We start from the raw sequence: 12,316 nt of genomic DNA, 5'->3' as shown, positions 1-12,316 counted from the left end.
CTGCCGACCCGGCGGCCCGGCGCCGCGCTCGGCGGCGGCGCGATCGGCAGCCAGGGGACCGGCGAGCGGCCCAACTGGTTCACCGGCGCCAAGGAGATCGGCCAGACCACCAGCGCCATGCCGGTCATGCCGCCCGCGAACGGCCGCCCCGCGGCCGCACTGCCGGCGGCCGGCCAGGCCGGCGCCTCGGCCCGGGACATCGTCGACGGCGGGAAGACGGTCTCCGGGCTGCCCCGCCGCGTCCCCCGACAGAACCTGCTGCCCGGTCAGATCCAGGACCCGGACGCGGCAGTCACCCCCGACCCGACCGCGTCCCAGCCCCAGCTGTCCCGCTCCCCCGAAGAGGTCCGGGGCAGGCTGACCAACCTGCGTCGCGGCATCCAGCAAGGACACAACGTGGGCGACAACCCCCACCAGGGCTCTGGCCCGTACGGCACCAACCCCCAGGAGCGTTGATCCAAGATGAGTCAGATGAGCCAGGCGGCCCAGAACCTCAACTGGTTGATCACCAACTTCGTCGACAACACCCCCGGGGTCTCGCACACCGTGGTGGTCTCGGCCGACGGTCTGCTGCTCGCCATGTCCGAGGGCTTCCCCCGCGACCGTGCCGACCAGCTCGCCGCCGTCGCCTCCGGCCTCACCTCGCTGACCCAGGGCGCCTCCCGGATCTTCGAAGGCGGCAAGGTCACCCAGACCGTCGTCGAGATGGAGCGCGGCTTCCTCTTCCTCATGGCGGTCTCCGACGGCTCCTCCCTCGCCGTCCTCGCCTCCCCCGACAGCGACATCGGCCTCGTCGGCTACGAGATGGCCCTCCTGGTCGACCGCGCCGGCACCGTGCTCACCCCGGCCCTCCGCGCCGAACTCCAGGGGAGCCTTCTGCACTGATCAGACGTCACAGCTGGTGACGTCACCATGAACCACGTCCGCACCACTTCGACTGTGAGGAGGAACCGTGACACCGCCCGAGGACCAGAACGGCCAGTACGGCGCTGCCTATCCGGGGACAGGCCACGACGCGTTCGGCGGTCCCGCCGGCGGCTATGCCCCGGCTCCTGGGTACGCCGGTTACAACCAGGCGCCCTCTGCCGGACAGTCCGGCTACTGGCAGGACCAGCAGCCGCAGGAGTGGCAGCCCCAGTCCCAGCCTCTCGGCCGTCCCCACACGCCGGTCGAGCAGGACCAGGACGACGAGCCGCTCATCCGCCCCTACGCGATGACCGGCGGCCGGACGCGTCCGCGCTACCAGCTCGCCATCGAGGCGCTGGTGTCGACCACCGCCGCCCCGGAGCGGATCGGTTCCCTGCTGCCCGAGCACCAGCGCATCTGCAGCCTGTGCACCGACATCAAGTCGGTCGCCGAGATCTCGGCCCTGCTGTCGATGCCGCTCGGGGTGGCCCGCATCCTCGTCGCCGACCTGGCCGAGTCCGGCCTCGTCGCGATCCACCAGCCTGCCGCCGGGGGCGAAACCGGCGGAACGCCTGATGTGACACTGCTCGAAAGGGTGCTCAGTGGACTTCGCAAGCTCTAGGCCGACTGCCCCGGCCGCGACCGGGGGCCGCAGCACGACCTCCGCGAAGATCGTGGTGGCGGGCGGCTTCGGCGTGGGCAAGACGACCCTCGTCGGCGCGGTCTCCGAGATCAACCCGCTGCGTACCGAGGCCGTGATGACCTCGGCCTCGGCCGGGATCGACGACCTCAGCCACGTCAGCGGCAAGACGACCACCACGGTCGCCATGGACTTCGGCCGCATCACCCTCGACGAGGACCTGATCCTCTACCTGTTCGGCACGCCCGGACAGGACCGCTTCTGGTTCATGTGGGACGACCTGGTCCGCGGCGCCATCGGCGCCGTCGTCCTGGTCGACACCCGCCGCCTCGCCGACTGCTTCCCGGCCATCGACTACTTCGAGAACAGCGGCCTGCCGTTCATCGTCGCGATCAACGCCTTCGACGGCAGCCAGACCCACACCCCGGACGAGGTCCGCGAGGCCCTCCAGCTGGGCCACGACACCCCGATCATCACCACGGACGCCCGGCGCCGCGACAGCGCCAAGTCCGCGCTGATCACGCTCGTCGAGCACGCCCTGCTGGCTCGCCTGCGCTAGCCTGCACGACCGTCGAAAGGGCGCGGGGAACTCTCCCCGCGCCCTTCGGCGTTCCCCCGCGGTGACCTCACACAGGGAGCTCTACCCGGACATCGCCGCCGCGGGCGGCCTCGGTCCGGCGGTGCGGGCGGTCGCGGCCGAACTCGGGCTCGACGTAGGGGAGGTGGAGCCCTTCGACGGGGAGCGTGTCCGACTCGTCGGAGCAGTGCCCGGTCGGGAGGAGTGCTACTTCCAGCTTCTGCCACGCATACGGTGCTTCAGCCTCGACACGTCCCCCCGAGGCGTGGACCGCGTCTCCGGGCTGACCGACGACCTGCACGCCGCGGTCACCGCCGCCGCAGCCTGGCGGCACGGCGCGACGACCCGCGAGGTGAAGGCGCTCGCGCCGTTCGTCAGGCTGCCGCTGCTCGAAGAGGCGCTGGCCCGTGGGCCGCAGGACGGCGCGAAATACCGCTGGCAGGAGCTCGCGGACCGTGGAGAGGCGCTCCGGGCGTTGGGGGGCCAGCGCTGGGTGCAGCTCTTCGGCGAGATGGTCGCCGCCGCGTACGCCGAGCCGAGGCTGCGCGGGCTCTACCCGGGCACGAGCCACCTGATGCTGCGGTTCAGCAGCTGCACCACGTTCCCGTACGACTGGGTGGGCGCGCTCATCCAGCCGTGCGGGGACGGGTTCTTCCGGGTCTGGCGCGGAAAGCGAGGGGGCGTGCTACTCGGAAAGAGCCAAGATGCGCGGGAGGCCGCCGCCGTCGCTGCGGCGGCCCTCCCGGAGGGGGTCGTGCTCAGGGGGTGAGGCCCGCGCGGAGGAGGCCGAAGGTGTAGGCGTCGTCCAGGGCCTGCCAGGAGGCGCCGATGACGTTCTCGGCGACGCCGACCGTGGACCAGGTGGACTCGCCGTCGGTGGTCTCGATCAGGACGCGGGTCTTGGAGCCGGTGCCGTGCTGGCCTTCCAGGATGCGGACCTTGTAGTCCGCCAGTTCCAGCTTGGCCAGCTGGGGGTAGAAGCGGCCCACCGCGGCGCGCAGGGCTGCGTCGAGGGCGTCGACGGGGCCGTTGCCCTCGCCGGTGGCGACGATGCGCTCGCCCTTGGCCCAGAGCTTCACCGTGGCCTCGTTGGCGGTCGACCCGTCGGCCCGCTGCTCGGCGATGGCGCGCCAGGACTCGAGCGTGAAGAAGCGGTCCGGGGCGCCCTGGACCTCGGCGCGGAGCAGGAGTTCGAAGGAGGCGTCCGCCGCCTCGAAGGTGTAGCCGGCGAGTTCCTTCTCCTTGACCCGGTCGACGACGCGCCCCGCCAGATCGCGGTCGGTGGACAGGTCGTAGCCGAGCTCCTTGCCCTTGAGCTCCACCGAGGCGCGGCCCGCCATGTCGGAGACGAGCATCCGCATGGTGTTGCCCACCAGGGCCGGGTCGGTGTGCTGGTAGAGGTCGGGGTCGACCTTGATGGCGGAGGCGTGCAGGCCGGCCTTGTGGGCGAACGCGGAGACCCCGACGTAGGGCTGGTGCGTGGACGGGGTGAGGTTCACCACCTCGGCGATCGCGTGCGAGATCCGGGTCATCTCGGCCAGGCGGCCCTCGGGTAGGACCCGCCGGTCGTGCTTCAGCTCCAGCGCGCCCACGACCGGGAAGAGGTTCGCGTTGCCGACCCGCTCGCCGTAGCCGTTCGCGGTGCACTGGACGTGCGTCGCGCCCGCGTCCACCGCGGCGAGGGTGTTGGCGACGGCGCAGCCGGTGTCGTCCTGCGCGTGCATGCCGAGGCGCGCACCGGTCTCCGCGAGCACGTCCGCGACGATCTCGCGGACGCCGGCGGGCAGCATGCCGCCGTTGGTGTCGCACAGCACGACCACGTCCGCGCCCGCCTCGTGGGCGGCGCGGACGACCGACAGGGCGTACTCCCGGTTGGCCTTGTAGCCGTCGAAGAAGTGCTCGCAGTCGATGAACACCCGCTTCCCCTGGGCGACCAGGTACGCGACGCTGTCGCGCACCATGGCGAGGTTCTCCTCCAGCGTGGTGCGCAGCGCCAGGTCGACGTGCCGGTCGTGGGCCTTGGCGACGAGGGTGACCACGGGTGCGCCGGAGGCGACCAGCGCGCGCAGCTGCTGGTCCTCCTCGGCGGTGCCGCCGGCCCGCCGCGTCGCGCCGAAGGCGACCAGTTGGGCGTTCTCCAGCTTGAGTTCGGCGGCGGCGCGGGCGAAGAACTCGGTGTCGCGCGGGTTGGCGCCCGGCCAGCCGCCCTCGATGAAGCCCACGCCGAACTCGTCCAGGTAGCGGGCGATGGCGAGCTTGTCCGCGACGGTGAGGTTGATGCCCTCGCGCTGCGCGCCGTCGCGCAGCGTGGTGTCGAAGACGTGGAATTCGTCGGAGAGGGAACTCATGGCCGGTGGTCTCCTGTCGGTGGCTGCCCGTTTCAACGAAAAAGACCCCTCGCGGATGCGAGAGGTCTGCACGCTGGTCGGTTCCTGCTCGGGAACTCAGACCTGCGCGCTGCAGCTAATAATCAGTGCGAGCTTGGGCACATTCGCAGTCTGGCACAGACGGAGCGGCACGGGCCGCGCATCTTGCGATGCGAGATACGCGGCCGTCCTACGAGATGCTCAGACGATCGGGTGCATCCAGCCGTGGGTGTCCTCGCGCTGACCGGTCTGCAGTGCCAGCAGCGTCTCGCGCAGCTTCATGGTGACCGGGCCGGGCTTGCCGTCGCCGACCTGCCAGTCGCCGCGGGCGGACTTGACCGAGCCGACCGGGGTGATCACGGCGGCGGTGCCGCACGCGAAGACCTCGGTGAGGGCGCCGGCGGCGTTCGCCTCGCGCCACTCGTCGGTGGAGATCTTCCGCTCCTCGGTGGCGTAGCCGAGGTCGCCGGCGATGGAGAGCAGGGAGTCGCGGGTGATGCCGGGCAGCAGCGAGCCGGAGAGCTCCGGGGTGACCACGCGGGCGTCCTCGCCCTCGCCGAAGACGAAGTAGAGGTTCATGCCGCCCATCTCCTCGATCCAGCGGCGCTCCACGGCGTCCAGCCAGACGACCTGGTCGCAGCCGTGGCCCGCGGCCTGGGCCTGGGCGACCAGCGACGCGGCGTAGTTGCCGGCGCACTTGGCCGCGCCGGTGCCGCCGGGGGCCGCGCGGACGTACTCCTCGGAGATCCACACCGAGACCGGCTTGACGCCGCCGGGGAAGTACGCGCCGGCCGGGGAGGCGATCAGCATGAAGAGGTACTCGTTGGCCGGGCGCACGCCCAGGCCGACCTCGGTGGCGAACATGAACGGACGCAGGTAGAGGCTGGCCTCCTCCTGGGTCGGCACCCACGCCTGGTCCTGGGTGACCAGAGCCTCGACGGCGGCGACGAACAGCTCCTCGGGCAGCTCCGGCATGGCCAGGCGGGCGGCGGAGGCCTGGAAGCGACGGGCGTTGGCCTCGGGCCGGAAGGTCTGGATGCGGCCGTCCGCGGTGCGGTAGGCCTTCAGGCCCTCGAAGATCGACTGACCGTAGTGGAGGGTCATGTTGGCGGGGTCGATCTCCAGCGGGCCGTAGGGCACCAGCTGGGCGTCGTGCCAGCCGCGGCCCTCCGTCCAGCGGATGGTCACCATGTTGTCGGTGAAGAAGCGCCCGAAACCGGGCGAGGCCAGGCGGGCCTCGCGCTCGACGGCGGGCAGCGGGTGGGCCGAGGGCTTGAGCTCGATAGAGAGGGAGGTCATCGACGTTTGTCCTTCACCGTGTCGTCTTGGCGGGGTGCTCGGCGGGCGAGTCCCCAGGGTCGATAGTCGCACTGATCGGGCCGTGAGCGACAGCCAGGTGCGACGGCCCCGGCGGGTGAGGAGCGCAAACGCGCAGCACCGGGCCGTCGCCGGCCCGGTGCTGGGTGGAACTGCTACGGGAGCCGGCGGGTCAGCCGGCTACTCGGGCGGCGAGCGCGTCGCCGATCTCGGAGGTGCTGCGCGGCGCGGTGAGCGAGGCGCGCTCGGCCAGGTCGGCGGCGACGGCGGCCTCGATCCTCGCGGCCTCGTCGGTGTAGCCGAGGTGGCCGAGCAGCATGGCGACCGACAGGATCGTGGCGGTCGGGTCGGCCTTGCCCTGGCCGGCGATGTCCGGGGCGGAGCCGTGGACCGGCTCGAACATGGACGGGAACTGGCCGGAGGGGTTGATGTTGCCCGAGGCGGCCAGGCCGATGCCGCCGGTGACGGCCGCGGCGAGGTCGGTCAGGATGTCGCCGAAGAGGTTGTCGGTGACGATCACGTCGAAGCGCTCGGGCTGGGTGACGAAGAAGATCGTCGCCGCGTCGACGTGCAGGTAGTCGGTGGTGACCTCGGGGTACTCCGCGGCGACCGCGTCGAAGATCCGCTTCCACAGGTGGCCGGCGTGGACCAGCACGTTGTTCTTGTGGACCAGGGTCAGCTTCTTGCGCGGGCGCGCCTGGGCACGAGCGAAGGCGTCGCGGACGACGCGCTCGATGCCGAACGCGGTGTTGAGGCTGACCTCGGTGGCGATCTCCTGGTCGGTGCCGGTGCGCAGCGACCCGCCGTTGCCCACATAGGGGCCCTCGGTGCCCTCGCGCACCACGACGAAGTCGATCTCCGGGTTGCCCGCGAGCGGCGAGGCGACGCCGGGGAAGAGCTTGCCGGGGCGCAGGTTGACGTGGTGGTCGAAAGCGAAGCGCAGCTTCAGCAACAGCCCGCGCTCCAGCACGCCGGAGGGCACGGAGGGGTCGCCGATCGCGCCCAGCAGGATCGCGTCCGCGCCCTTCAGTTCCGCGAGGACGCTGTCCGGCAGGGTCTCGCCCGTGGCGTGGTAGCGGCGCGCGCCGAGGTCGTACTCGGCGGTCTCCACCTTCACGTCGGCGGGGAGGGCCGAGATCAGGACCTTCAGCCCTTCGGCCACGACCTCCTGGCCGATACCGTCACCAGGGATCACTGCGAGGCGGAGAGTGCGAGACATGTGATCGACCATACTCCGCCGTCCAGCAGCTGACACTCCTTGTCCGCGATCCGGACGCAGGTGGCGCCCCGTCAGGCGGCGTCCGGGGCGAACGGGCACGCGGAACCAGAACATGTTCATTGGCGTCGTACCGGTGAACACCATGTAAGGGGGGAAGAAACCCCCTCTTACCGCATGCTCTTGCACGCCTGGTCTATCGTGCAGCGGCAACCTGTCAGCGAGACCAGAGACGTGCACCGGAGTTGGTAGGGCTCCCCCCGCAAATGAGGAACATTCAGGAGATGGCACCCATCACCCGCCGTCAGGCCGTGTGGCTGACGGGCGGAGCCGCCGCCACGGTGCTGGGAGCCGCGGGAGTCTGGCAGTTGCTGCCGTCGGGCTCGGGAGCCCAGGACGACGCCTCCGGGGGCGCCTCGCACGCCCAGAACGCGTCCGAGGTGCGCGCCGCCTCCTACGTCCACGTCATCGCCCACGCCGACGACGGGCTGTTCTTCCAGAACCCCGAGCTCAAGCTCGCGATAGCCTCCGGCGCGCCCGCCGTCACGGTCTGCCTGACCGGCGGCGAGTCCGACGGCATCAACGAGCCGCTGGTGGTGCGCCGCAAGGACAAGAAGAAGAAGTTCCTGCCCAACCGGCCCAACTTCGTCCGCGCCCGGATGAACGGCCTGCGCGCCGCGCACGCCTACATGGCGACCGGCCGCTGGGACGCCCCGTGGACGATCGAGGCCGTCGAGCTGATCCCCGGCTTCCAGGTCGAGAAGAACACGCTGCGCGACTTCCCCAACGTCAAGATCTACTGGATGGAGCTGCAGGAGGCGCGGGCCCTGGTCGCGCCGCGACCGGTCAGCCTGCGCGGCCTGTGGGTCGGCGCGACCCAGACCCTGCCCACGCTGCTCCCCACGGAGAGCCCGGTCGAGGCCGCCTACGCCTACACCCGCCAGGACGTGGTCGACTCCCTGGTCAAGCTCTTCTCCCAGTACAACCCCACCGTGGTGCGGACCCTGGACCCGAGCCCGGTCCACCGGCCGGACCAGGACCGGGACTTCGGCAACGGCAAGACGCCGCCGGTCCCCTCGCTGCGGCTGCCGGAGTACCTGGACCACCAGGACCACACCTACTCCACGTACTTCGCCCAGCAGGCCCTCACCGAGTACTGGGCCCAGTCGCAGATCCAGACCCAGGCCCAGACCCAACAGAGCCTGCGGCGCACCTCGGTCGAGCACTACCGCGGCTACATGAACGCGAACCTGCCCTACAACCTGGGCCCGGTGCTGCTCGCGCCCAAGCAGGCCGCCTCGAACATCTACGCCTGGAACGACGGCCGCGACTGCGGCGACCCGGCCGGCTGCGGGGACCTGAAGGTCAGCACCTACGCCAGCGGCCCGTGGTCCCGCTCGACCCGCACCACCGCGCCGGGCGCGACGGACTGGGTCGCGCAGCTGAGCGACGGCCGACTCGCCGCCTTCGCCGTCATGAACGGCACCGTCCTGGTGTGGACCGAGCAGAAGGCGGGCCAGGACTTCTGGGTCGGCCCGACGCCACTCGCGGGCAGCGGCCTGTTCGGTCAGGTCTCCGCCGTGCGGCGCCCGGACGGCAAGCTGGTGCTCTTCGCGGTGCGCACCACGCTGGCGCCGGACCACAACGGGCAGTTCCGCGAGGTCGTCACCTGCCAGCAGACCGGCTGGACCGCCTCGCAGGCGCCCGCCTTCGGGCCCTGGCAGAGCCTCGGCTCGCCGGACGGCGACCCGCTCAAGTCGATGGAGATGGGCTTCCCGTCCGTCCTGGTCGAAGCCGGCGGCACCACCACGATGGCGGTCCGCAACTGGTCGGGCTCCATCAGCTACCGCCGGCAGCCCGCGAACGGGGCCTGGTCCGCCTGGACCTCCGTCGCCGCCCCGGCCGGCTCCGGCGCCGCACCGCACCAGCCCTACGTCGGCATCCAGGACGGCATCGCCCTGGCCGCCACCCCCGACGGCAACCTGCACGTCTTCGCGGCCGCCGCCGCGGCCGTCGTGCAGTGGTCGACCAACGGCCCCGGCACCCCGCTGCGTCCCGCCCAGCCGACCGGACTGCCGGCCTCGTGCACGCCCGTCACCGCCCTGGCCCTCCAGGACGGCACGATCCGGCTGCTGTACCGGGAGCCCAGCAGCGCCCAGGTGATCGTCGCGGACCTGCCGGTCGGCACCCAGAGCTGGCGGGTGACCGACACCCTCGACACCGTCGGCGGCTACGGCCGCGTCGTCGGCGTCGAGGTGAACGCGAGCACGACCCCCGGCCTGGTGCTGGCCACCCGGAACAACGACGGCGGCGTCTCCGTCGCCGCCGCCTCCGGGGTCCCCGACAGCTGGGTGGACGCCCCGCGCTTCCACCTCCACGTCCCCGGCGTGGCCCTGGACGCCCAGGGCCGGGCCGTGGTCGTCGCCCTCGGCGCCGACGGGCAGCTCACCTCGGTGCGCAAGACCCGCGCCGGCGCCGACTCGCCGTTGACCGACTGGCCGACGGCAGCACCGATAAGTCATTCGAATTGAGCACTCGGGTAGGCTTCGGAGTTTGGGCCGTGAGCGACCGCTGTTAGCGTGTCGCTCACACCCCTCCCACAGCACCCCCGAGCGCCGCGGCTCGTACGACTCGCACGACGGGCCTTACGCAGACGTAGACGCAGGAAGCAGGTAGGCAAGAGGTGTCCGCCACCGCCGACTCCACCACCGAGGCGAGCGGCATAACGGGAACGCCGGTCACGGCGTCGTCCCCCGTGCCCTCCCTGCGGCCCCGGACGGAGCTGCTGGCCGGTCTGCTGGCCGCGGCGCTCGCCATGGCCGCCTACTGCGTCGCCATGGCCGCCCGCGGCACCTACCCGTTCGGCGCCCGCGGCCGCGCGATCAACGACCTGGGCAACCAGTTCGTGCCGTTCCACGCCCACCTGTGGGACCTCGCCCACGGCACCGCCCAGGGCGACCTCTTCTACAACTGGAACAGCGCCTTCGGCGTCCCATTCCTCGGCGACGCGTTCACCTACCTCGCCAACCCGTTCTCCTGGCTCACCCTCGCCTTCCCGCGCGACATGGTGAACCTGCCCGTGTTCCTCACCACCCTGCTCAGCATCGGGCTGGGGACCGGGCTGATGACGCACTACCTGGGCCGGCTGCGTCAGGGCTCGCCCTGGCTGCGGGCGCTGCTCGCGGTCGGCTTCGGTCTGTGCGCCTGGGCCATCAACGACGCCTCCCCCGACCCGATGTGGTGCTGGGGCCTGGTCTCGGTGCCGCTGATCGGCATCGCGGCGGACTGGGCGCTCCAGGGCCGCCGCTGGGTGCTGGGCTCGCTGGCGGTCGCCCTGTGCTGGTTCGGCAACTTCTACACCGCGGCGATGGCCACCCTGGCGATCGGCCTGGTCACCCTCGTCCGCGTCTACCTGCGCGAGGACACCCGGCGCGAGAAGCTGCTCGCGCTGGCGCGCGCGGCCGGGATGGTCGTCGTCGGCGTGGCCCTGGCGGCGCCGGTGATGATGGTGTCGCTCAAGTCCAGCAAGGCGTCCGCGCCGATGCCGGACACCGTGCTGCACATGCCGTCGGTCTTCGACCAGGCGGCGATGCTGCTGCCGGCCTCGCGCTACACCTACTCGGTGCCGAACATCGCCGTCGGCATGCTCGGGCTGATCCTGCTGCTGACCTTCCCGTTCATCAAGCGCGTCCCGGTGCGCGAGCGGGTGGCCTGGCTGGTCATGATGGCCGTGACCTGGGCCTCGATGATGATCCCGGCCACCTTGATCCTGTGGCAGGGCGGCGCCAAGCCGAACGGCAGCCCCTTCCGCGACGTCTTCGTCTTCAGCGCGATGACGATCATGGTGGCCTGGCTCGCGCTGAGCCGCCGTCCGCGGCCCAAGGAGCTGCTCGGCGGCACCGGGCTGCTGCTCCTGGTCGTGCTCTGCGCCGCCTTCGGCAAGGTCTCGCACCACAACGGCTCGCAGAAGTACATGTGGATCACGCTGGCCCTGTGCGGCGTGCTCACCCTCGGTGGACTGCTGGCGCTCAGCCGCACCCGCGGCAGGGTCGGCGCGACCCGCGCCGTCGGCGCGGTGCTGGCGCTCTCGGTCTTCGCCTGCGGCACGCTGTCGGTCTACGCCATCGACACCCTGCGCGACCGGATCCGTCCCTTCTTCGCCCCGCACGCCACCGTCAACGCCCAGACCAAGGCGGCCATGGCGGCGCTCAAGGCGACGGACGACTTCCCCGTCTCGCGCACGGACCCCGGCCCGCACCTGTTCGCCGACAACGACTCCGAGCTGCTGAACGGGCAGGGCGGCGACTACTACAGCAGCTACACCCCGGCGGCCACCGCCAAGGCCTTGGACAACCTCGGCTTCGCCTTCACCCTGGCCGGACGCCACACCTTCAGCCCTGACAACCCGGCCGCCCGCGCGATCTTCGGCGTCACCTCCTCCCTGGAGCCGGCCAAGGACGACAGGAACGGCTTCGTGCAGCAGCACCAGGCCGCCTCGCCGCTGATGACCGTGCACACCGCGGCGCCCCAGGGCGCCAAGGCCGCGGGCAACGCCTTCGCGCTGATGAACGACCTGCTCGGCGCCGACGTGTGGACCGTCCCGGCGCTGACCCAGACCGGCGGCCCCGTCGCCACCACCCGCGCCGACGGCCAGCTGCACGTCCCCGGCCACCCCAAGGGCACCGCCTGGTCGCAGTTCACCGCGAGCTGCGCACCGGGCGCCACCCCGTACCTGAACACCGCGTACGCCAGGGGCGCCGTGCAGGTCGGCGGCAAGGGCGGCCAGGTCCTCGACCTGGCCGGCTCCTACCCGCTGACCAAGGCGGGCCTGCGCGAGATCACCCCCGGAGCCGACGGCAAGCTCGAGCTGGCCTTCGGCTTCAGCACCCCGCAGAACCTTCCGACGGGCGTCGTCGGCTGCCTCGACTCCGGCAAGCTCGCCTCCGCCGTCACGGCGCAGAAGTCCGCCGCTCCGACCGGCATCAAGGTCGGCGGCCACAGCTTCAGCGCCACCCTCCCCGGCGGCAGCACCGGCTACGCCGTCATGGCCACCACCGTCCGCTCCGGCTGGAGCTGCACGGTGGACGGCCGCAGTGTGAAGCCCGTCGACTACGACGGCCTCTTCGGCATCCCGCTCGGGTCGGGCGGGGCCAGGACGCTGTCCTGCTCGTACACTCCTCCCGGGCTCAAGACCGGTCTCGCCGGCTCCGGCGTCGGTCTGCTCGGACTGCTCTCCCTGCCGGGCTACGCCTGGCTCCGTCGCCGCTCCCCTCTCCCCCGCGCCCGCGCCTGAC

General features: G+C 71.7%; 9 protein-coding genes and 1 pseudogene. 7 read left to right on the top strand and 3 right to left on the bottom strand.

The annotated features are described in order from the left end of the window. The 5 genes and pseudogenes from TR50_RS47165 to TR50_RS30345 form a co-directional block, all read left to right on the top strand. A pseudogene (locus tag TR50_RS47165) lies at positions 1-456 on the top strand (hypothetical protein); the annotation flags it as partial. A 15-nt stretch (positions 457-471) separates the two neighbouring features. After that, positions 472-885: a roadblock/LC7 domain-containing protein gene (locus TR50_RS30360; protein ID WP_042429473.1), complete on the top strand. Its 414-nt coding sequence runs from the start codon at positions 472-474 to the stop codon at positions 883-885. Between the two features lie 67 nt (positions 886-952). Continuing rightward, positions 953-1,528, top strand: coding sequence for a DUF742 domain-containing protein (locus tag TR50_RS44745; protein WP_084701235.1), 576 nt, complete (start codon positions 953-955; stop codon positions 1,526-1,528). Then, positions 1,509-2,105, top strand: coding sequence for a GTP-binding protein (locus TR50_RS30350; RefSeq protein ID WP_084701233.1), 597 nt, complete (start codon positions 1,509-1,511; stop codon positions 2,103-2,105). The genes TR50_RS44745 and TR50_RS30350 overlap by 20 nt, the downstream gene beginning before the upstream one ends. 61 nt (positions 2,106-2,166) lie before the next feature. After that, a complete protein-coding gene (locus tag TR50_RS30345; protein WP_052441524.1) occupies positions 2,167-2,892 on the top strand; it encodes a DUF6193 family natural product biosynthesis protein in 726 nt (241 codons plus the stop codon). Here the strand turns inward: TR50_RS30345 and cimA are convergent. The 3 genes from cimA to TR50_RS30330 form a co-directional block, all read right to left on the bottom strand. Then, a complete protein-coding gene (gene cimA / locus TR50_RS30340; RefSeq protein ID WP_042429400.1) occupies positions 2,882-4,471 on the bottom strand; it encodes a citramalate synthase in 1,590 nt (529 codons plus the stop codon). The two genes, TR50_RS30345 and cimA, sit on opposite strands and share 11 nt — an antisense overlap. A 219-nt stretch (positions 4,472-4,690) precedes the next feature. Next, on the bottom strand, positions 4,691-5,788 hold the full coding sequence (locus TR50_RS30335; RefSeq protein WP_042429393.1) for a branched-chain amino acid aminotransferase: 1,098 nt from the start codon (positions 5,786-5,788) through the stop codon (positions 4,691-4,693). Between the two features lie 190 nt (positions 5,789-5,978). After that, positions 5,979-7,025 (bottom strand): 3-isopropylmalate dehydrogenase, encoded by a 1,047-nt coding sequence (locus tag TR50_RS30330; RefSeq protein WP_042429466.1) that lies wholly within the window; start codon positions 7,023-7,025, stop codon positions 5,979-5,981. Positions 7,026-7,306: 281 nt separating this feature from the next. Here TR50_RS30330 and TR50_RS30325 point away from each other — a divergent pair, with 281 nt between their 5' ends. Next, on the top strand, positions 7,307-9,553 hold the full coding sequence (locus TR50_RS30325; protein WP_052441521.1) for a PLL family lectin: 2,247 nt from the start codon (positions 7,307-7,309) through the stop codon (positions 9,551-9,553). Positions 9,554-9,705: 152 nt separating this feature from the next. Next, positions 9,706-12,315 (top strand): YfhO family protein, encoded by a 2,610-nt coding sequence (locus TR50_RS30320; protein ID WP_052441519.1) that lies wholly within the window; start codon positions 9,706-9,708, stop codon positions 12,313-12,315. Position 12,316: the final 1 nt, after the last annotated feature.

It is taken from the genome of Streptacidiphilus anmyonensis (genome assembly GCF_000787855.1).
GTDB classification, from domain to species: domain Bacteria; phylum Actinomycetota; class Actinomycetes; order Streptomycetales; family Streptomycetaceae; genus Streptacidiphilus; species Streptacidiphilus anmyonensis.
This window is presented reverse-complemented; position numbering and strand designations above follow the sequence as displayed.